We start from the raw sequence: 20132 nt of genomic DNA on the forward strand, positions 1-20132 counted from the left end.
CTGTGAATGGTGCCAGAGTGAGGCCGGTTCGGATGATCCGCCCAGGTGGCTTCGTTATACCTATACAGCGACGAGAGGACCACAAAATGGCAGACCGCAGCTTGCGCGGCATCCGGCTCGGCGCCCAGAGCCTACAGAGCGAAGAGGGCGTCGTTTTCCATGAGCGTGCACAGCACATCTATTCCTGCACGTCCTGCGGACGTGACACGAACCTGACCTTCGCGGCCGACGCCGAGGTTCCCCCGGCGTGGGAGTGCCGCACCTGTGGTGCAGAGGCTCTCCTCCGTGTCGGCGAGGGCACCGCGACCGTCGACCACTCGGGCGACAAGGTCCCCCGCAGTCACTGGGACATGCTGCTCGAGCGCCGCACCCTTCCCGAGCTCGAAGAGCTCCTCGAAGAGCGTCTCGCCTACGTCCGCGCCCGTCGCGGCGCCGGCGAAGATGTCGTGGTCGACAAGATCAGCGCCTGACGCTCATCCATTCAGCGCGACGCCGGTCCCCGCGGGGGCCGGCGTTTTCGCGTCCCGGCGCGTGGCCACGGTCACACCGACACCGAGCGCGACGACGGCTGCCAGGCTCCCCCAGCCGAGCAGAATCTTGATCCAGGGTCCGAGGAGCACCGCGGGCGTCAGCCCGGTGCGCAGGGGCACCTCCGTGAGCATGTGCCCGGGCTCGCCCTCGGGGAGACCGTCGATCATCGTCCCGTCGGGGGCCAGCACCTGACTGGTGCCGACGGTCGACAGGTTGACGACCGACCGGCCCGTCTCGATGGCCCGCATGCGGGCGAACGCGAGCTGCTGCAGGTTCTCGTCGGTGTCGCGGAAGTCGGCGTTGTTGGTCTGGAACATGTAGACCTGCGCGCCGTCCTCGGCGCCGCGCCAGATGACCTCGTCGTAGATGACGTCGAAGCAGATCGCGAGGCCGACGCCGACGCCGTTGAGATCGAAGAACGGCGGATTCGTCCCCGGCGTGTACTCGCGCTGGATGAGTCCGATGAGATCGGGCGCCAGTGGCTCGAAGAACCACCGGTCGGGGACGTACTCCCCCATCGGCACGGGGTTGGTCTTGTCGTGCAGCTGCACCGCTCCCTCGCCGGCGACCCAGAGCATCGAGGTGTTGAAGGTGTCGTCGCCGCGCGTCGTCGCCGCGTTGACGATCAGCGGAGCCTCGACGCGCTCTGAGAGGGCGTCGAGCACGGCGGCGGTGCTCTCGTTCGTCAGCGGGTCGGAGTCGATGCCCCCCTCCGGCCACAGCAGGACGTCGAGGTCCTCCCCGAAGAGCGGAGCGGATGCCTCCAGCTGGGCGTTGAGCACCGCGTTGCGGGTGCGTTCGTCGAAGTACCCGGACGGGCCGTTGCCCTGTGCGCTGCCGACGCGCAGCGTCCCGGAGGGCGTCGTCGGGAACGCGGGGACGAGGAGCAGGAGCGCCGCCATGCCGACCGCCGGCAGTGCCGTGCGAAGGTCGCGGAACCGGGCGACGCGCGCCCACTCGATGACGGCCGCCGTGAACGCCACCATGAGGAACGTGAGCCCGGCGACGCCGGTCCACGAGGCGATGTGCGCCAGCGGGCTCTCGGACTGGCTCATCCCGATCCGAGCCCAGGGGAACCCGGTGTAGGGCCAGGAACCCATGAACAGCTCACGCGCCGTCCACACGCCGCCCACGAGCAGCGGGAGCGCGATCAGGCTCGCCCACCGTGACGGGAAGAGCCGGGGCATCCACCGGTACGCCAACGCCAGCGGGATGGACCCCACGGCCATGAAGACCGTCTCCAGGCCGGCGAGGGCGAACCACGGCACCTCGCCCAGGTACCGGGTGATCCACATGATGTGGATGAGATAGAACGTGGCCCCGAACACGGCGCCGACCAGGAGCGCTCCCCACACCGAGCGGCCGATGAGTGACACGAGAGCGAGCGCAACCCCCACGAACGCCAGCGGCCACCATCCCACCGAGGGGTATGCGAGGTCGAGGACGGCCCCGCCGAGGACGGCGGCGAGGACGGCTGCCCACAGTGGAAGCAGCGGACGCGGCGCAGCAGCGAGAGGCACGAGACAACCCTAGATGTCGGGAACTGGGCGGCGGCTGTCAGACGGCCGAGTACGCCACGATGCCGCGGCGGACCGCTTCGAGCGCCTTGCGGGCCGTCGAGGCGACAGGGGCGTCCGCGACGATCGACAGCTGATCCAGCAGATCGATCGTCTGCTTGGACCACCGCACGAAGTCGCCCGCGGCCATGTCCGCCTCGTCGAGCACACGGTCGAGCGTCGCTCCCCGCGCCCACGAGCTCATCGCCTGCGCGAGGCCGGCCGCCACCGGCTCGGAACCGGGCAGGTGATGTGCGCGCTCGAGGTCGTCGAGGCGCTGCCACAGCTCCAGGGTGTCGGAGAACGCGGTGCGGAAAGCGCCGCGCGGAAGGTTCCGCTCGCTCGGGCCGCCATCGTCGCGGCGGGGCTCGTAGACGATGCAGCAGGCGAGCGCCGCCAGCGACGCGGCATCCAGGTCCTTCCAGAGCTCGCGGCGCAGCGACTCGGCGACGAGCAGGTCGCGCTCGCCGTAGATCCGGCGCATCGTGCGCCCGGCAGGGGTCAGCGTCGTCGCGCCGTCCTCGTCCACGCGGACGTAGTCGAGCTCGGTGAGCACATCCACGACGCGGTCGAAGATGCGGGCCACGGTCCCGGTGCGGGCCTCGATCTGCTGGCGCATCTTGTCGATGGTGCGCTTGAGCCTCCAGTAGCGCTCGGCCCACCGGGCGTGGTTCTCCCGGTCGGGGCACTGATGACACGGATGCCGCAGCATCCGTCGCCGCAGGGCGTCGATCTCGCGGTGTCGCTTGTCCCGTGTCGACCGTGAGGCGTTCGCATCCTTGCGGTTGAGCTTCTCGAGATCACTGAGGTCGCGGCGGATCGCCGAGTACTCCGTGAAGTCGCCGCGGTCGCACGTCATGGCCTTCTCGTAGCCCGACAGCGACTCCTCCTGCTCGCGCACCTGGCGGGCGAGCCCGACGACGGAGCGGTCGGCCTGGAACTGCGCGAACGACGACTCCAGGATCTGGCGGGACCGCGGGCGGCCGAACTGGTCGATCAGGTTCACGGCCATGTTGTACGTCGGCCGGAAGCTGGAGTTCAGCGGGTAGGTGCGTCGCGAGGCGAGGGCCGCGACGGCCTGGGGATCGAGCCCCTCGGTCCACTGGATGACGGCGTGACCCTCGACGTCGATCCCGCGCCGTCCGGCTCGTCCGGTCAGCTGGGTGTACTCCCCCGAGGTGATGGCGACGCGCGCCTCGCCGTTGAACTTCTCGAGCTTCTCGAGCACGACGGTGCGGGCCGGCATGTTGATCCCGAGTGCGAGGGTCTCGGTGGCGAACACCGCCTTCACGAGCTTGCGCTGGAACAGCTCCTCGACGACCTCCTTGAATGCGGGAAGCAGCCCGGCGTGGTGGGACGCGACGCCCCGCTCGAGGTTCTCGAGCCAGTCCCAGTAGCCGAGCACCGCGAGGTCCTCGTCCATGAGCGTCCGGGTGCGGTGCTCGACGATCGCGCGGATCTCGAGCCGCTCCTCCTGCGAGGTGAGGCGCACGCCCGCCCGGCGCACCTGCTGCACGGCGGCGTCGCAGCCGACGCGGCTGAAGATGAAGAAGATCGCGGGCAGCAGGTTGGCCCGTGCCAGCAGCTCGACGACATCGGGGCGGTCCAAGCGCTCGATCCGCTGCACGTTCGCCGAGCGCACCGGGCGCTTGCCTCCCCGGTTCGGGCGGCGACGGGGTGCCTCGTACCCGCGGTTGCGCGCACTGCTCATCTCCTGTGCGCGGCGGTTGTTCTCGAAGTTCGGGCCCTTGACCGACCGGATGCGCATGAGCTCCTGGTTGACCTGCGCGGTCGCGATGCCGGCCCGGTCGTCGAAGAGCGGGAGCAGGTCGCCGCGCACCAGGACATGCTGCTCGAGCGGGACCGGCCGGGTCTCCGACACGATCACCTCGGTGTCGCCCCGCACGGTGTCGAGCCAATCGCCGAACTCCTCGGCATTGGACACGGTCGCCGACAGCGAGATCAGCTTCACGCTCGGCGGCAGGTGGATGATGATCTCCTCCCACACCGCCCCGCGGAAGCGGTCGGCGAGGTAGTGGACCTCGTCCATCACGACGTACCTCAGACCGCGCAGCGCCGGAGAATCGGCGTAGAGCATGTTGCGGAGCACCTCGGTGGTCATCACGACGATGCGCGCATTGCCGTTGATGTTCGTGTCACCGGTGAGCAGCCCCACCTCGTCGACGCCGTAGACGTCCTGCAGCTCGCGGAACTTCTGGTTCGACAGCGCCTTGATCGGTGTCGTGTAGAACGCCTTGTCGCTCGGCTCCCGCATCGCGAGGTGGACTGCGAACTCCCCGACGATGGTCTTGCCTGCACCCGTCGGGGCGGCGACCAGGACGCTCCGGCCCTCCTCGAGGGCGCGGCATCCGGCCAGCTGGAAGGGGTCGAGCGTGAACCGCTGCGACGCGGCGAACGACGCCGTGATCGGGTGGCTCCGGTCGAGCTCCGCGGACTCGCGCGCTCGCGCGTACCGCTCGGCCGGAGCGGGGTCGCTCATGCGCTCGCTTCGGGCGGGAGGATGATCGATGCTCGCTTGGCCTTCCGGCGATCGAACAGCAGTGACAGCCCGGCAGCGGCGAAGAAGAGGACGATCAGGATCCCGGCCAGCATGAGCATGCTCACGACGTCGGCCGCGGGCGTCGCGAGACCCGCGAACACCGTGGCGACGAGCACCGCGACGCGCCAGCCCTTCAGGATGGCCATCCCCGACATGATGCCCGCGAGGTTCATCGCGACGAGGAAGACCGGAAGGACGAACGCGACGCCGATCACGATCATGAGCTTGAAGACGAAGTCGTAGTAGTAGCCGGCCTCGAAGAACGACGCCCCGCCCTCCGGGACGAACGACGCCATGATCTCGACGACGTGAGGCATGACGACGAGACCCACGTAGCAGCCGGCGAAGAAGAGCGGGATCGCGGCCGCCAGGAAGCCGAAGGTGTAGCGCACCTCCTTGCGGGTGAGCCCGGGCATGATGAACGCCCAGATCTGCCACAGCCAGATCGGCGCGGAGATCAGCAGGCCGATCGCGAACGACATCCGGATCCGGAGATCGAATGCCGACGTGACCGTGCTGAACATCAGCTCGACCTTGGCTCTCTCGCCCTCGGTCTCGGCGATCACCCGCAACGGCTCGGTGATCAGCCAGATCACCCAGTCCGTGACGAAGAACGCCACCACCATGCCGACGACGAGCGCGATGGCGGCGATTACCAGACGCTTGCGCAGCTCGACCAGGTGCTGGCCGAGCGACATGCGCTTCTCGCGCCGCGGACGGTCGGCTTCTCCGGTCAGCGGCGGGTCGGTCGTCACCACGACCGCTACGGCTTCGGGTCGGAGGCTCCGCCCGGACCCGCGGACGGATCCGACGGGGTCACGACGTCGGCCGTCGGAGCGACGGACTGCACCGTGGTCTCGGCGGGCTTGTCCTCATCCTTCATGGCCTTCATCTCGCCCTTGAACACGCGGGCAGACTGCCCCATGCTCTTCGCCAGCGCCGGCAGCTTCGCCGCACCGAACAGAAGCAGGATGACGGCGAGGATGATCAGCAGGTGCCATCCCTGTAGGTTGCCCATAACATTCTCCTCGTCGTTCGGGTCCGGTCCCATACTAACCCTCACGCGCGTCGCGCGAGCTCCGCGCGGGATGCCGAGAGGCGGGTCGTGTCAGCGGTACTGCGCGAGGCCGGCGTCGGCCCACTCGGCGGCGGCGCGGCGGGCGGCTGCGGGCTCGAGGATCTCCACCTCGCCGCCGCGGCGGGCCGCCAGGCGGCGCAGGTTGACCTCGTCGGGAACCCGCATCGTGGCCACCGTGACCCCGTTCACCGTCTCGAGCGCCGCACGGTCGAGGTAGTCGCCGAGAAGCGGGGCGACGGTCTCGGGGAAGCGGATACGGGCGACCAGATCGGCGTCGTCGGGTTCGAACCAGTTCGGCGCCGGCTCGCCCGCGTGGGTGATCGCGATGTCCGTCAGCTCCAAGTCGCTGACCCGGTCGAGGTGGAAGGTGCGCATCGCCTCGCGCAGGTGGCACCACCCCTGCAGGTACCACTGGCCGTCGGCGATGTGCACCTTGACCGGGTCGACCGTGCGCGTCGTAGGTGGGGCATCGGGTGCCTTGTACGTGAACGAGACCGCGACACGACGCCGGAGCGCCGCAGCGACGGCATCGCGCACCGTGTCGACCGGCCCCGGGGCGACGATGACCTCGGCGGGCGTGCTGGAGGCTCCGCGAGAGAGCTTCGCGAGCAGCCCGGCGAACAGCTCGGTGTCGCCCACACCGGGGATGGTGCGCGCCAGCTGCAGACCGGCGAGCAGCGCCGCCGCCTCGCGCGCGGTCAGCTTGGGCGAGCGCTCGAGGCCCACGGTGTTCGTGATGACGATGAGCTCCTGCTGGTCGAGCAGGTCCCAGTCGATGTCGAACAGGTCGTTGGCCATCTGCCAGTACCCGCCGTCTCCGGGCAGGCCGATGACGGTGAGCCGCTCGACCATCGCGCGCATCTGAGCCGGGGTCACGTCGAACTCGTCCGCGGCTTCGGCGATCGAGACCTCGCCCTTGCCGATGAGGTACGGCACGAGCTGGAGCATGAGCGCCGCGCGGTCGGTCGCGACGAGGGAGCGCCGGGCGGTCATGAGCCTGCTCCGTTCAGGTCGCGGGCGGCGGCCAGCCGGGCGATCACCTGGTCGCGGAGCTCGGCCGGCTCCACCACGCGGACCTCCGGACCGTAGGACGCGAGCTCCTCGGCGAACACGTGGATGTCGACGTACGGCACGCGGATGCCCTGCTCCGCGGGAGTCGCGCGGCGGGCGAGGCGCAGGGCGGCCTCCGTGCCGGGATTCACCTCGAGCAGGGAGGAGTGGTGCGCGGCGACGTCCTCGAGTCCGCGGAGCGCGCGATCGCCGGCGCCCTCCCGCAGTGCCGGGTCGAACGACTCGCGTGTGACAGTCACGGGCCCGACGATCCGGGTGAGGAGGAACGTCCGATCACCCGCGGCGTCGACGTCGATTCCGAAGACGTGCCAGCGGGCCTCGTACTCCACCAGGGCCAGCGGCCGCACCCGACGCGTGCGAGGGGACTCCTCCCCCGGCTTCAGGTAGGAGAACGTCACGACCCTGCTCTGCTCGATCGCCTGCTGGAGGAGCGGGAACGAGGGGTCGCGCAGGCTGATGCGTGGCGAGTAGCCGATGATCGGCTCATCGACCGGGATGCCGAGCGCCTTGATCTTGCGCAGTCCGCTGCGGGCGTCGTCCGACATCGAGCTCTCGCTCCACACCCCGCCCGCGAGGTTCAGCAGCGCCAGCTCGGCCGGCGTGAACTCGATGTCCTCGGGGAGCTCGTACTCCGTGGTGGGCACGCGGTAGCGGGCTTCACGCAGGTCGTCGGGGTCGGCCCAGTCGCCGATCGTCTCGATCGGCACCCCGAGGCCCCGGAGGCTCTCCTTGTCGCGCTCGAACATCTTCTCGAGCGCGTCCTTGGAGGCACCGGCCGCACCCTGCTCGCGGTATCCGGCGACCGAGGTGAGGATGGTGTCCTTCGTCAGGCCCTGGTCGGTCGCCATGAGGGCGACGACCAGATTGACCAGTCGCTCCTCAGGCGGGTTCTTCGCAGGGGCGTTCGCAGGCACTCCCTCATCCTAGGGTCGCCAGGACGGCGTGTCCGCGCTCCCGGAGACCTCTCTACTGCGTGGCAGCCGGGTCGAGGCCCAGGAGGTCGAACACGAACACCGTGGCCTGATCCGTGCCGCCCTGATCGGCCGGCACGACGACCATGACCTGCGATCCGACGGTCTGTCCCACGAGCGCCTCGGCGAGGACGGGGTCGCCCGCGAGCGGCAGGGACTCGGGCTGCGTGTCCCACGTCGTCTTGACCTGCTCCTTGTCGTCCCAGGACACAGCGAGCATGTGGGCGCGCACGGGCACGTCGCCCGTGATCTCGGGACCGTCGCCCTTCTTGATGGTCTCGACGACGATCTCCTCCGGCGCAGAGCCGTCGGGAACGATCAGGCCGGGGCGCCCGTCGGGGGCGCGCACGACGGTGGGAAGGCCGTTGCCGCTGTTGAACTGGTTGGTGCCATCAGCCGCGGCGAGGTAGACCTTGCGCACATCGACGACGGCGATCGCGGACTCGTCCTCCGCCAGCCCGAGGCTGGCGGCCGTCTCGGGTTCGACGTCGCCCGGGGCGAGCGCGATGACGACGCGCGAGCCCTCGGCGGTGCAGTCGAGGGCCTCGGCGAAGGAGGGGAACGTCTGCGTCCACTGCGACAGCGGGTAGGCGCGCGTCAGGTCGCCGTCGTAGGGGGTGGCGACCAGGGTCTCGCCGGTCTCGCCCGAGACGAGCGTGACGTCCACGACGACGAGCTGGTCGTCGGAGGTGATCACGACGCCGTCGCCCTGCTCGACGTCGCCGAAGGCGGCGGAGTCGGTGTGGAACGGGGTGTACACCTCGACGTCGGGCGCGGCATCCGTCGATCCGGTGACCTCGACGAGGCTCAGAACCTCGTCGTCGGAGGCGGAGCGGGGGCAGTCGGAGGAGGAGCCGGGAAGCGAGCAGCCGGCGAGGCCGACGGTCGCGAGTCCGAGGATCGCGAGGGCAGCGGGGATCTTGCGCACCGCAACAGTCTAGGCGGAAGCACCGGCCTCGCCCGTCGCGCCCGATGCCTGACGGGCGCCCTCGGCGGCGCGCTGGGCCTCTCGGACGCGCTTGCGCAGGTTCTTGTCGGTGATCTCCCGGTCGCCGACCGCGCCGGGCGTCCACAGCTCGACGTCCTCGTCGCCGTAGCTCGACTTCGAGGCGCGGCGCTTGACCTCGGGCGGCACCGCTCCCGGTGCGAGGCGCCGGGCCCACAGCAGGAAGCCGGTGTGGGCGACCATCCGGTGGTCGGGCCGCACCGAGAGCCCCTCGACGTGCCACCCGCGCACCATGGTCTCGCTGGCCTCCGGCTCGGTGAACAGCCCCGTGACGCGGATGTACTCGGCGACGCGGCTGAGCTGCGTGGCCGTGGCGATGTAGCAGAGCACCACGCCGCCGGGCGTGAGCGCGTCGGCCACGACGTCGATGCACTCCCAGGGCGCCAGCATGTCGAGCACGACGCGATCGACGGATGCCGGAGCCACCGTCTCCGGGAGTGCCTCCACGAGATCGCCGACGACGACGCTCCAGTTCGCGGGTGCTTCGCCGAGGTACGTCTCGACGTTGGCCCGGGCGACCTCGGCGAACTCCGCGCGACGCTCGAACGAGACCAGGCGCCCCTCCGCGCCCATCGCGCGCAGCAGCCACAGCGACAGGGCTCCGGACCCGACGCCGGCCTCGACCACGACCGACCCGGGGAAGACGTCCGCCTCGGCGATGATCTGCGCGGCGTCCTTGGGGTAGATGATGGCCGCGCCGCGCGGCATCGACATCACGAAGTCGCGCAGCAGCGGGCGCAGGGCGAGGTACTCGTGGCCGCCGCTGTTGGCGAGCACCGAGCCGTCGGGCTGGCCGACGAGCGCCGAGTGCTTCAGCACGCCGTGGTGGGTGTGCAGCTCGCCGTCCTCGCGGAGGGTGATGGTGTGCATCCGGCCCTTGGGGCCGGTCAGCTGCACCCGGTCTCCGAGGCGGAACGGTCCGCTGGGTCGCTCGGTCATCGGGTGGCCTCCTTGGCACGGTGTTCGGCGTGGAAGGACGCCACGTCCTGGGCGGTGCGCCCTTCGAGGGTCGGCCACACCGCGTGCGCACCCGCACCGGCGATCGAGACCATGAGCGGCACGCCGATCACCGCGGCGCCCGAGGCGACCGCGGAGCGCAGCCCGTTGGGCGAGTCCTCGATGGCGACGGTCTCGGCGGGGGTCACTCCGAGCGCCTCGCACGCCTGGAGGTACGGGTCGGGGAACGGCTTGGGCCGGGTGGACTCGTCGCCGGCGATCACGACGTCGAACGCCGGGAAGTCGATGAGGTCGACCACCGTGTCGGCCATCCGGCGCAGCGACATCGTGACGAGCCCGGTCTTGATGCCGGCCTCACGGAGGCTCGCGAGGAGTTCGCGGGCGCCGGGGCGGAAAGGGACCCCGGTCGTCGCCAGCTGGCGCATGACGTCGTCCGTGAGGTGGTCGATGATGTCGTGGACGCCCATTCTCACGCCGGCCGCCTGGAAGATGCGGGCGGAGTCCTCGAGCCCCATGCCGACGAGCCCGAGCGCCTGCTCGTGCGACCAGGTTCCGCCGAAGCGCTCGACCAGCGGGGTCTCGGCGGCCATCCAGTACGGCTCGGTGTCGACGAGGGTTCCGTCCATGTCCCACAGGACGGCGGAAAGTGCAGGGGCGCTCACTGCTCCATGCTACCGAGCGGGCGGCCGCGCCCCCGCCGCGCGGCGAGCGGTGCGGTGGCGCGCGCACGCGGCTCGACCCTCATCGCCGCGCCGGGCATATCCTGGAGGGAACCCGCACACCGGGTGGAGGAGGTCTCGTGGACGGACTGGGACGCCGGGTGCTCGTCGCCGCATTCGACGGGTGGAACGATGCCGGGGAAGCCGCGTCGTCGGCTGTCGCGCAGCTGCGCGAGGGCGGCGCGTACGAAAGCGTGTTCTCCGTCGACCCCGAGCTGTACTTCGACTATCAGTACACGCGCCCGCAGATCGAGACCGACGGCGAGGGCGCGCGGACGCTGAAGTGGCCCGAGGCCGCGCTCCTGCGTCCCACGAAGACCACCCGGGGCGGGACCCAGCTGTGGCTGCTGACCGGCGTCGAGCCCGCACGGGCGTGGAAGGCGTTCGCGGCCGAGTTCATCGACATCGCGCTGCGCGAGGACATCACGGGCTTCATCTCGATGGGCTCGATGATGTCGGATGTGCCGCACACCCGGCCGATCTCCGTGTTCGCCGGCAGTGACAGCGACTATCTGCGCACCGCCCTCGAACTCGAGCGCAGCACGTACGAGGGTCCCGTCGGCATCCTGAGCGTGCTCGGTCACGCGGCCGACGCCGCCGGCATCCCGTCCGCGAGCCTGTGGGCCAGCGTGCCGCACTACGTCGCCGGCCACACCCCCTCGCCCAAAGCGACCCTCGCACTGCTCGACCGTCTCGAGGACCTCACCGGCGCAGCCGTGCCCCGCGGCGATCTGGCCACCGAGGCCGCGGCGTGGGAGGCGTCGATCGACGCTGCCGCGGCGGATGACGAGGAGATGACGGAGTACATCCGCCAGCTCGAGCGCACGCGCGACACGTGGGACTCCCCCGAGGCCTCGGGAGACGCCATCGCACAGGAGTTCGAGCGCTACCTCCGCCGGCGCGGCGACGGCCCGACCAAGCCGGGCCGCGACGACCCGCGCCGCTGAGCCGCCACTGCCGCTACGCGGTGATGACGCCCGTGCTCAGCAGCACCAGCAGCGTCGTGCCGAGCGCCACGCGGTACAGCACGAACGGCAGGAAGCTGTGCTTGGAGATCCAGTTCATGAAGAACGCGATCACTCCGAGGGCGACGAAGAACGCGACGATCGTGGCGACCGCCGTCTCCCCGAGCGTGAACACGCCGGGCTCGTCCCAGCTCTTGAAGAGCTGGTAGAAGCCGCTGCCGAACACGGCCGGGATCGCCAGGAGGAACGCGTAGCGCGCAGCCGCCGACCGCTCGTAGCCCATGAAGAGACCGGCGGTGATGGTGCCGCCCGACCGTGACACGCCGGGGATCAGGGCGAGCGCCTGCGCGAAGCCGTAGATCACGCCGTGCCCGATCGTGAGGTCCTTGAGCTGACGCTTCTTGGCGCCGACATGGTCGGCGATGCCGAGCAGCACGCCGAAGAAGATGAGCATCCCGGCGATGAGCCACAGCGACCGGAACGTCGTCTCGATCTGATCCTGGAACAGCAGTCCCAGCACCACGATCGGGATGCTGCCGACGATGATCAGCCAGCCCATCTTCGCGTCGGGGTCGTTGCGCGGGATGCGACCCGCCAGGGCGCGGAACCAGTTGCCGATGATCCTCACGATGTCGCGCCAGAAGAACAGCACGACGGCCGCCTCGGTGCCGATCTGGGTGATCGCGGTGAACGCCGCTCCCGGATCCTGCGCCGACGGCAGGAGCTCACCCAGGATGCGCAGGTGCGCGCTGGAGGAGATGGGCAGGAACTCGGTCAGTCCCTGGACGAAGCCGAGGATGATCGCCTCGAGGAGCATGGGCGCCTTTCAGTGCGGGATGCCGGGCGCGGCATCCGCTGGTCTTCAGTAGGTGCGGAGGAGATCGGTGAGGACGCGCTGCCCGAACACCAGGGCGTCGATCGGCACTCGCTCGTCGACCCCGTGGAACATGCCCGTGAAATCGAGATCGGCGGGCAGTCGCAGCGGGGCGAACCCGTAGCCGGCGATCCCGAGCGAGGCGAGCGCCTTGTTGTCGGTGCCTCCGCCCAGCAGGTACGGGATGACGGGGATGCCCGGGTCGTGGCGGCCGAGCGCCGCCACCATGGCGTCGACGAGGTCTCCGCCGAACGGCACCTCGAGGCCGATGTCCTGGTGGACGATCTCGACGTCGACGTCGTCGCCGACGATGCGGCGGATGTCGGCGAGGGCCGCGTCCTCCGTGCCGGGCAGCACGCGCACGTCGATGAGCGCTTCGGCGCGGTCGGGGATGACGTTGTGCTTGTAGCCCGCTGTGAGTCCCGTGGGGTTCGTGGTCGTCCGCAGCGTGGAGCGGAGGAATCCGGATGCCGCACCCGTCGCCGCGGCGATGGCGTCGGGGTCGTCGCCGCCCGCACCGGTCAGGTCGGCGAGCCGTGCCGCCATCTCCCGCGTGGTGTCGGTGAGCGTGATCGGCCAGTCGGTGCGCCCGAGCGCGGCGACGGCCCCTGCGAGCTTTGTGACGGCGTTGTCGGCGTGATGGCTCGAGCCGTGGGCCGCGCGCCCGCGCGCGACCAGGCGGATCCAGATCAGCGCCTTCTCCCCGACCTGCAGCAGGTATGCCCGGCGGTCGCCGACGGCGATGGAGTAGCCGCCGACCTCGCTGATCGCCTCGGTCGCGCCGTCGAACCATTCCGGCTTGTCCTGCACCACGAGGGCCGAGCCCTCGACGCCGCCGTTCTCCTCGTCCGCGAAGAACGCGAGGATCAGGTCCCGCTCGGGCTGCTCGCCCCCGCGCAGGATGTCGGCCACGGAGGTGAGGATCATGGCGTCCATGTCCTTCATGTCGACCGCGCCACGGCCCCACAGCATGCCGTCGCGGACGACGCCCTCGAAGGGGTCGACGGTCCAGTCCGCCGCGATCGCGGGCACGACGTCGAGGTGTCCGTGCAGCACCAGGGCCGGCTTGTCGCGGTTCCGTCCCGGGACGCGCGCCATCACGTTGGTGCGGCGCGGAATCGGCTCGTGATACTCGGGCGACAGGCCCAGTCCGGCCAGGTAGGCGCCGACGTACTCGGCCGCCTCCCTCTCCCCCGCGGCTCGCCCTCCGCCGTGATTGGTGGTGTCGAACCTGATCAGATCTCGGGCGACGGCGGCGACTTCCGGCAGCGCGGCATCGGGAGAAGGCATGCGGACCAACCTATCGTCTCAACGAAGAAGGCCCCCTTTCGGGGGCCTTCTTCGTACTGTGCGCGAGGGGGGACTTGAACCCCCACGCCCGTTAAAGGGCACTAGCACCTCAAGCTAGCGCGTCTACCTATTCCGCCACCCGCGCAGGTGGATTTCGGTTTCGCAACCGAGGAACGACATTACCATGCTCCGGGCGTCACCTCGAACCGAGGCCTCACCCGATCGACACTCCGAACAGCAGTCCCAGCGCATATGTGATGAGCGCGGCACCGTAGCCGATCGCGAGCTGACGCAGGGCCCGGCGGAGCGGCGGACCCCCGGAGAGGAGGCCGACGGCGGCGCCGGTCGCGAGCAGGGCGAGGCCCACGAGCACGAGAGCGACCAGGACCGCGGTGAGGCCCGAGAGGCCGAAGATCCAGGGCAGCACCGGGATGATCGCGCCCGACGCGAAGAACAGGAAGCTCGAGAGCGCGGCGCCCCACGCTCCGCCGACGACCTCGTGCTCGTTCGACGCCTCGACGGGCGCCCGGTACGGCTCGGCCGGGTCGGCCGCCTGGGCCGCCGCCACGATCCGGCGGGCCCGTGCGAGCGCGTCGGCCTCCGGCATCCCGCGCGTGCGATAGACCAGGGCGAGCTCGTTCGCGTCGAGGTCGAGGTTATGCAGGACGTGATCGGCATAGTCGCTCGGCTCGGTCGCCGCGAGCAGTTCGCGCTGCGACCGCACCGAGACGAACTCGCCCGCGCCCATCGAGAGCGCCCCGGCGAGGAGCCCCGCGATGCCGCTGAAAAGCACGAACTGCGACGAGACGCCGGTCGCGCCCACGCCGAGAACCAGCGCGAGGTTCGAGACCAGGCCGTCGTTCGCGCCGAACACCGCCGCGCGGAACGTTCCCGACAGGCGCCGGCGTCCCCGCGCCGCCAAGCCCCGGACGACCTCGTGGTGGACCTTCTCGTCGGCGGCCATGGCCGGGGTGGCGAAGGGCTCGTCGTCGTACGGGGAACGCGCCTCGGCCTTCTGCGCGAGCGCAAGCACGAAGATCGAGCCGAAGCGCTTCGCCATCGAGCCGAGCAGCACAGTGCGGGTGTCGGGGCGCGGAAGCCGCCCGGGCTCTCCGCCCAGCAGTGCCAGCCAGTGCTCTTCGTGGCGGCCCTCGGCCTCGGCGAGGGCGAGCAGGATCTCGCGCTCCTCCCCGTCTCGGCGGGCGGCGAGCTCGCGGTACACCCGCGCCTCCGCGCGCTCGTTGACGAGATAGCGCCCCCAGCGACGTCGGTCGCGGGCGGTCGGGGCGGCGGGCACGCTCACAGAAGGCCTCCGGGCGGGGGTTCAGGGGACCTCTCCACGGTAGCCACCGCCGCACGCCCGGCCGCCCGGAAATCGCGCATTGACAGCATTTCGGCGTTCCGAACCGGTCAGCCCGGCCGCGCCTCCAGGGCCGCCCGCATCCCTCGCTCGCCGTCGTGCATCACGCGGGCGTGCGCGCGTTCGAAGACCGGCCGGAGCAGCCACGCCGTGGCGTTCATCCACGGCCTCCGGGTCGCGACATCCCAGTGGAAGGTGACCACGGATGCCGCGTCCCCGACCGGGTCGACCACGATCCGCCCGCTCCCCCGCAGGTCACCGTCGCTCCGCGCGCTGAGCGCTCGTCCGGGCTCGACGCCGTCGACGGTGAGCCGGACGCGCAGCCGATAGCCGAGCGGACTGCGCACGACGAGGTCGAGACGCCCACCGGCGTCCAGGGCCGCGAGGGGCACGGCGATCGTGACGGCGGGCCACCACGTCGTGGCAGCGACCCGAGCGGACGTCGGTTCGGGTGCCCCCGCCGTGATCATCCGCTCGATCTCCGCCCACGCCCGGCCGGAGGCCACGGGCAGCTGCCACCGCGACACGAAGGAGTACTCGGCGAGCATGCCCGGAGTCTAGGTCGTGGCTCGTCTGGCCAGGGGTCAGGAGTGGACGCGCTTGCGCAGCACGTCGATGCGCGACTGCAGCTGGGCGACCGTCGCATGCGACACCGCCGGACCGCCGCAGATGCGCCGGAGCTCGGCGTGCACCTGGCCGTGCGCCTCACCAGACTGCCGAGCGTAGAGTCCCACCAGGCTGTTGAGCAGCTGCCGCTGCTCCTTCAGCGACCGATGCAGCGCCTGCGGCAGCGCGCGTTCCGCGCCCTCACCCGGCGGGCTCTGCGCCTCGCGGGCTTCGCGGACGTTCCGGTGGCGTCCTTGCCGCGCCTGACGCTGCATCAGCAGCTCGTGCACGTGCTCCGGCTCGAGCAACCCGGGCAGCCCCAGGAACTCCTCCTCCTCGGGCGTTCCCGGCACCGCGAGCTGGCCGAACTCCTTGCCGTCGAACAGCACCCGGTCGAAGTGCGCGAGCGAGCCGAGCGCCTGGTACTCGAACTCCTCGGTGAGCGCGTCGGATGCCTTGTCCTCACGCTCCGCGGCATCCATCAGGTCTTCCTCGGCGTCCCACTCGTCACCGTCGCCGTCTCGATCCAGCGCGTGGTCGCGCTGCCGCTCCATCTCGTTGGCGAGGGCGAGCAGCTGCGGAACGTTCGGGAGGAACACGCTGGCGGTCTCGCCGCGACGGCGCGCACGCACGAAGCGGCCGATCGCCTGAGCGAAGAACAGGGGCGTCGAGGCCGAGGTCGCGTACACGCCGACGGCGAGCCGCGGCACGTCGACCCCCTCTGACACCATGCGGACGGCGACCATCCAGCGGCTCGAGTCGCCGGAGAACCGCTCGATGCGCGACGAGGCCTCGGTCTCGTCGGACAGCACCACCGTGGGCGCCTCGCCGGTGATCTCGCGGAGGATGTCGGCATAGGCGCGTGCGGCGGTCTGGTCCGTCGCGATCACCAGGCCGCCGGCATCGGGGACCTGCTCGCGGACCTCGGTCAGGCGCCGGTCGGCCGACCGGAGGACCGCCGGGATCCACTCCCCGGCCGGGTCGAGAGCGGTGCGCCAGGCCTGCGAGGTGATGTCCTTCGTGTTGTCCTGGCCGAGCTGGGCCTCCATCTCGTCGCCGGTCTTCGTGCGCCATCGCATCTGCCCGGCGTAGACCATGAAGATCACGGGGCGCACGACGCCGTCCTCGAGCGCGCGACGGTAGCCGTACGCGTAGTCGGTGCGCGAGAGGCGGATGCCGTTGCGGTCGGGGTGGTATTCCACGAACGGGATGGGCGCGGTGTCGCTGCGGAACGGCGTGCCCGACAGCAGCAGGCGCCGGGTGGCCCGCGCGTACGCCTCGCGCAGCGCGTCGCCCCAGCTCAGCGCGTCCCCGCCGTGGTGGACTTCGTCGAGGATCACCAGGGTGCGGGCATCCATGACGAGCCGCTGATGGACGGATGCCTTGACCGCGACCTGCGCGTAGGTCACCGCCACTCCGTGGTAGTGCCGTGCCGGTGCCACGTGCCGGTTGCTGAAGGCGGGATCGAGGCGGATCGACACGCGGGCCGCGGCATCCGCCCACTGCGTCTTGAGGTGCTCCGTGGGGGCGACCACCACGATCCGGTCGATGATCCGACGCCGCAGCAGCTCACTGGCGAGCCGCAGCGCGAACGTCGTCTTGCCGGCGCCGGGGGTCGCCGCCGCGAGGAAGTCCCGCGGACCGCCGCCCGGGCCGTCCGGACCGTCGAGCTCGAAGTACTGGTCGAGCGCCTCGGCCTGCCACGCGCGCAGGCGCTGAGCCGTTCCCCAGGGCGCTCGCTGCGGGTACGACGGCGACAGGTGCTCGGCCGCGAAGCTGCCGATGTGCGCCGCCTCACGGGCCGTGTCGAGGACCAACTCGTCGTCCATCGCACCTCCCCGACTGCCGCGAACAACGAGTCACCACCCTAAACGAGCGCGGCGACACCAAGGTGCTCGGGGGTCGGATCGGCCGTATCCGTGGGTGTCCCGGCGCCGCGATACCCTGACTCTGGCCACGAACCGAGGAAGCCATGACGACGAGCGACGACCATCGCACCCCTTACATCCCCAACGCGCAGCCGCACCCCTGGCGGCGCTATGTCGCCATCGGCGACTCCTTCACCGAGGGCATCGGAGATCCCGACCCGTCGACGCCCGGTCGCCACCGCGGCTGGGCCGACCGCGTCGCGCAGGTGCTGTCGGAGCAGGTGGACGACTTCGCCTACGCGAACCTGGCGATCCGCGGCCGGCTGATCGCTCAGATCGTCGAGGAGCAGGTCGAGCCCGCGCTCGCGCTCAAGCCCGACCTCGTCACGTTCTCCGCCGGCGGCAACGACGTGATCCGTCCGGGGGCCGACCCCGATGCCGTCGCGCAGCGCTTCGAAGACGCCGTGGTGCGCCTCGCAAGCGACGGCGCCACCGTGGTGGTCTTCACCGGGATCGACACGAACTTCACGCCGGTGTTCCGCGGCATCCGCGGCAAGATCGCGATCTACAACGAGAACATCCGCGCGATCGCCGACCGGTACGACCTCCTCGTCGCCGACCAGTGGGCGCTCAAAGAGATCCAGGACCTCCGGTTCTTCGACGACGATCGCCTCCACATGAACGCGCTCGGCCACCACGAGGTCGCCCGCATGGTGCTGCGCACGCTCAACGTCCCCAACGACCTCCTGCCGATGCAGCCGGATCCCTTCCCCACGCGCACCTGGCGCGAGGCACGAACCGTCGACCTGGTGTGGGCGCGCGAGCACCTGGTGCCCTGGGTGCTGCGACGTCTGCGGCATCAGTCGTCGGGCGACCAGGTCACCGCCAAGCGCCCCGAGGTCCTCCCGATGCTGAGGTGGACTCCCGAGGCGGATGCCCCGGACACGCCGGGCACCGACGGCTGAGCTCAGGCCACCGCCGGGCGCCGGAGCTCCCACAGGGCCACGGCGCTGGCGGCGGCGACGTTGAGCGAGTCGACGCGCCCGGCCATCGGAATCGTGATCACGGTGTCGGAGGCGTCCAGGGCGGCACGGCTGAGTCCATCACCTTCGGCGCCGAGAAGGAGCGCGACCCGCGGGTGGCCGATCGCCCGGAAGTCATCGAGCGGCACCGCGTCGTCCGAGAGGGCGAGTGCCGCGAGATGGAACGACGCATCGTGCAGGATGCCCCGTGCCGCCGGCCAGGCCGGCAGGCGTGTCCACGGCACCTGGAAGACCGTGCCCATGCTCACCCGCACGCTCCGGCGGTACAGCGGGTCGGCGCATCGCCGGCTGACGAGCACCGCATCGGCGCCGAGCCCCGCTGCGGCCCGGAAGATCGCGCCGACGTTGGTGTGATCCACGATGTCCTCGAGCACGACGAGCAGCCGGGCGTCGGCGATCACCTCCTCGATGGAGGGAAGGTCGGGGCGGTGCATGGCCGCCAGCGCCCCGCGATGCACGGCGTACCCCGTGAGCTGCTCCGCGACCTCGGCGTCGACGACGAGCACCGGCGTGTCGGGGTGCTCCGCCAGGAGCGGCTCCAGGTCGGGCAGCCACTTCTCCTGCACCAGCACCGAGCGCGGCCGGTGACCGGCGGCCACCGCACGGGCGATCACCTTCGCGGACTCCGCGATGTAGAGGCCGCCGGCAGGCTCCAGCACACGCCGCAGCGCGACGTCGGTGAGGTCGCGGTAATCGGCAAGGCGTGGGTCGTCCGCCGACGTGATCCGCTCGATAGGCACCGGTCCACTCTCGCAGAGTCGGAAACATGCCGGTAAACCGGGACGCCTACACTGGGCGCGTGACGACGGTGGCCGAACTCGACGCCGCGACGGCGACTGCCGTCTCGGAGGCCGTCGCAGCGCTGGCCGGACGCCGCATCGCGGTGCTCACCGGCGCCGGCGTCTCGACCGACTCCGGCATCCCCGACTACCGCGGCAAGGGCGCTCCGGTGCGCACGCCGATGACCGTCGAGCAGTTCCTCGCGAACGACGACGCCCGTCGCCGGTACTGGGTCGGCAGTCACCTGGGCTGGCAGGCGTTCGCCGCCGCCCAGCCGAACGCCGGCCACCGCGCTCTCGCGGACCTCGAGCAGCGCGGGATCGCGACGGGGGTGATCACCCAGAACGTCGACGGGCTCCACGTCCGCGCCGGGAGCCGCCGGGTGGTCGAGCTGCACGGCACCATGCGCCGGGTCTTCTGCACCCACTGCGGACAGGTGTTCGATCGGCGTGACCTCGCCCGGCGCGTCGAGCACGACAACCCCTGGATCACCGTTCCCGAGAACGTCGCCCTCGGACCCGACGGCGACGTGCTTCCCGAGAGCACGACGGGCTTCGTCATCCCCGAATGCACGGTCTGCGGCGGGATGCTGAAACCCGATGTCGTCTTCTTCGGGGAGTTCATCCCGACCGAGAAGTTCCGCGAGGCGGAGCAGCTGGTGCACACCAGCCAGGGGCTCGTGATCGCCGGCTCCTCACTCGTGGTCAACTCCGGCATCCGTCTGCTGGAGCGTGCCCGGCGGCGGCGACTGCCGGTCGTCATCGTCAACCGTGGCGAGACCCGTGCCGACGCCCGCGCGACCGTCAAGATCGACGGCGGCACCAGCGAAGTGCTGCGCGCACTCGCCGACGCCCTTCCCACAGCCGGCTGACAGCGCGACCCCCGTAGGCTCGACGG

Annotated in this window: 19 protein-coding genes and 1 tRNA gene; 4 read left to right on the forward strand and 16 right to left on the reverse strand. The window is 70.8% G+C overall.

The window, feature by feature from the left end; translation table 11 throughout:
- Positions 1-86 precede the first annotated feature (86 nt).
- Positions 87-470 (forward strand): RNA polymerase-binding protein RbpA, encoded by a 384-nt coding sequence (locus tag SOM19_RS10160; protein ID WP_320486396.1) that lies wholly within the window; start codon positions 87-89, stop codon positions 468-470.
- A gap of 3 nt (positions 471-473) precedes the next feature.
- Here SOM19_RS10160 and lnt read toward each other — a convergent pair whose 3' ends face one another.
- The 9 genes from lnt to SOM19_RS10205 all read right to left on the reverse strand — a co-directional run bounded on the left by lnt (position 474) and on the right by SOM19_RS10205 (position 10392).
- Positions 474-2051, reverse strand: coding sequence for an apolipoprotein N-acyltransferase (gene lnt / locus SOM19_RS10165; protein ID WP_320486397.1), 1578 nt, complete (start codon positions 2049-2051; stop codon positions 474-476).
- A 37-nt stretch (positions 2052-2088) separates the two neighbouring features.
- Positions 2089-4587 carry a DEAD/DEAH box helicase gene (locus tag SOM19_RS10170; protein WP_320486398.1) on the reverse strand — a complete coding sequence of 833 codons (2499 nt, stop codon included), beginning with the start codon at positions 4585-4587 and terminating at the stop codon, positions 2089-2091.
- Positions 4584-5345: a twin-arginine translocase subunit TatC gene (gene tatC, locus SOM19_RS10175; RefSeq protein WP_320486709.1), complete on the reverse strand. Its 762-nt coding sequence runs from the start codon at positions 5343-5345 to the stop codon at positions 4584-4586. Before tatC ends, SOM19_RS10170 begins: the two co-directional genes overlap by 4 nt.
- Positions 5346-5410: 65 nt before the next feature.
- The gene (gene tatA / locus SOM19_RS10180; RefSeq protein WP_320486399.1) at positions 5411-5665 is read right to left on the reverse strand and encodes a Sec-independent protein translocase subunit TatA; all 255 of its coding nucleotides are present in this window, start codon (positions 5663-5665) and stop codon (positions 5411-5413) included.
- A 90-nt stretch (positions 5666-5755) separates the two neighbouring features.
- Positions 5756-6718, reverse strand: coding sequence for a helix-turn-helix transcriptional regulator (locus SOM19_RS10185; RefSeq protein ID WP_320486400.1), 963 nt, complete (start codon positions 6716-6718; stop codon positions 5756-5758).
- Positions 6715-7710 carry a helix-turn-helix transcriptional regulator gene (locus tag SOM19_RS10190; protein ID WP_320486401.1) on the reverse strand — a complete coding sequence of 332 codons (996 nt, stop codon included), beginning with the start codon at positions 7708-7710 and terminating at the stop codon, positions 6715-6717. Before SOM19_RS10190 ends, SOM19_RS10185 begins: the two co-directional genes overlap by 4 nt.
- 52 nt (positions 7711-7762) lie before the next feature.
- Positions 7763-8695, reverse strand: coding sequence for an FKBP-type peptidyl-prolyl cis-trans isomerase (locus SOM19_RS10195; protein ID WP_320486402.1), 933 nt, complete (start codon positions 8693-8695; stop codon positions 7763-7765).
- 9 nt (positions 8696-8704) lie between these two features.
- Positions 8705-9712: a tRNA (adenine-N1)-methyltransferase gene (locus tag SOM19_RS10200; RefSeq protein WP_320486403.1), complete on the reverse strand. Its 1008-nt coding sequence runs from the start codon at positions 9710-9712 to the stop codon at positions 8705-8707.
- On the reverse strand, positions 9709-10392 hold the full coding sequence (locus SOM19_RS10205; RefSeq protein ID WP_320486404.1) for an HAD family hydrolase: 684 nt from the start codon (positions 10390-10392) through the stop codon (positions 9709-9711). The genes SOM19_RS10200 and SOM19_RS10205 overlap by 4 nt, the downstream gene beginning before the upstream one ends.
- Before the next feature lie 137 nt (positions 10393-10529).
- Here SOM19_RS10205 and SOM19_RS10210 point away from each other — a divergent pair, with 137 nt between their 5' ends.
- Positions 10530-11396, forward strand: a complete 867-nt coding sequence (locus tag SOM19_RS10210; protein WP_320486405.1) for a PAC2 family protein — start codon at positions 10530-10532, stop codon at positions 11394-11396.
- 13 nt (positions 11397-11409) lie between these two features.
- Here the strand turns inward: SOM19_RS10210 and SOM19_RS10215 are convergent, their stop codons facing one another.
- From SOM19_RS10215 to SOM19_RS10240, 6 genes are all read right to left on the reverse strand, one after another.
- A complete protein-coding gene (locus SOM19_RS10215; protein WP_320486406.1) occupies positions 11410-12231 on the reverse strand; it encodes an undecaprenyl-diphosphate phosphatase in 822 nt (273 codons plus the stop codon).
- Between the two features lie 45 nt (positions 12232-12276).
- Positions 12277-13578, reverse strand: a complete 1302-nt coding sequence (locus SOM19_RS10220; RefSeq protein WP_320486407.1) for a M20/M25/M40 family metallo-hydrolase — start codon at positions 13576-13578, stop codon at positions 12277-12279.
- 59 nt (positions 13579-13637) lie between these two features.
- Positions 13638-13723, reverse strand: a tRNA-Leu gene (locus SOM19_RS10225).
- Between the two features lie 69 nt (positions 13724-13792).
- Positions 13793-14881 carry a VIT1/CCC1 transporter family protein gene (locus tag SOM19_RS10230; protein ID WP_320486408.1) on the reverse strand — a complete coding sequence of 363 codons (1089 nt, stop codon included), beginning with the start codon at positions 14879-14881 and terminating at the stop codon, positions 13793-13795.
- 107 nt (positions 14882-14988) lie between these two features.
- Positions 14989-15486, reverse strand: a complete 498-nt coding sequence (locus SOM19_RS10235; protein ID WP_320486409.1) for an SRPBCC family protein — start codon at positions 15484-15486, stop codon at positions 14989-14991.
- Between the two features lie 36 nt (positions 15487-15522).
- On the reverse strand, positions 15523-17373 hold the full coding sequence (locus tag SOM19_RS10240) for a DEAD/DEAH box helicase (protein WP_320486410.1): 1851 nt from the start codon (positions 17371-17373) through the stop codon (positions 15523-15525).
- Between the two features lie 143 nt (positions 17374-17516).
- On the opposite strand from SOM19_RS10240, the gene SOM19_RS10245 reads away from it, so the two are divergent.
- Entirely contained in the window at positions 17517-18377 is an 861-nt protein-coding gene (locus tag SOM19_RS10245; protein WP_320486411.1) for an SGNH/GDSL hydrolase family protein, read from the forward strand.
- 2 nt (positions 18378-18379) lie between these two features.
- On the opposite strand, the gene SOM19_RS10250 is transcribed toward SOM19_RS10245, so the two are convergent.
- Entirely contained in the window at positions 18380-19195 is an 816-nt protein-coding gene (locus SOM19_RS10250) for a TrmH family RNA methyltransferase (RefSeq protein WP_320486412.1), read from the reverse strand.
- A gap of 59 nt (positions 19196-19254) precedes the next feature.
- Between SOM19_RS10250 and SOM19_RS10255 the strand changes: the two genes are divergently transcribed.
- Positions 19255-20106, forward strand: coding sequence for a Sir2 family NAD-dependent protein deacetylase (locus tag SOM19_RS10255; RefSeq protein ID WP_414683641.1), 852 nt, complete (start codon positions 19255-19257; stop codon positions 20104-20106).
- Positions 20107-20132 lie beyond the last annotated feature (26 nt).

This window comes from Microbacterium sp. CFBP9034 (assembly GCF_034045255.1).
GTDB lineage: Bacteria > Actinomycetota > Actinomycetes > Actinomycetales > Microbacteriaceae > Microbacterium.

Bases quoted from the DNA above. Each gene is read 5' to 3' on its own strand.
- SOM19_RS10185 (WP_320486400.1), bottom strand. From the start codon at position 6,718: ATGACCGCCCGGCGCTCCCTCGTCGCGACCGACCGCGCGGCGCTCATG.
- SOM19_RS10235 (WP_320486409.1), bottom strand. From the start codon at position 15,486: ATGCTCGCCGAGTACTCCTTCGTGTCGCGGTGGCAGCTGCCCGTGGCC.
- SOM19_RS10170 (WP_320486398.1), bottom strand. From the start codon at position 4,587: ATGAGCGACCCCGCTCCGGCCGAGCGGTACGCGCGAGCGCGCGAGTCC.
- SOM19_RS10240 (WP_320486410.1), bottom strand. From the start codon at position 17,373: ATGGACGACGAGTTGGTCCTCGACACGGCCCGTGAGGCGGCGCACATC.
- tatA (WP_320486399.1), bottom strand. From the start codon at position 5,665: ATGGGCAACCTACAGGGATGGCACCTGCTGATCATCCTCGCCGTCATC.
- SOM19_RS10160 (WP_320486396.1), top strand. From the start codon at position 87: ATGGCAGACCGCAGCTTGCGCGGCATCCGGCTCGGCGCCCAGAGCCTA.
- SOM19_RS10220 (WP_320486407.1), bottom strand. From the start codon at position 13,578: ATGCCTTCTCCCGATGCCGCGCTGCCGGAAGTCGCCGCCGTCGCCCGA.
- SOM19_RS10245 (WP_320486411.1), top strand. From the start codon at position 17,517: ATGACGACGAGCGACGACCATCGCACCCCTTACATCCCCAACGCGCAG.
- SOM19_RS10215 (WP_320486406.1), bottom strand. From the start codon at position 12,231: ATGCTCCTCGAGGCGATCATCCTCGGCTTCGTCCAGGGACTGACCGAG.
- tatC (WP_320486709.1), bottom strand. From the start codon at position 5,345: ATGTCGCTCGGCCAGCACCTGGTCGAGCTGCGCAAGCGTCTGGTAATC.
- SOM19_RS10200 (WP_320486403.1), bottom strand. From the start codon at position 9,712: ATGACCGAGCGACCCAGCGGACCGTTCCGCCTCGGAGACCGGGTGCAG.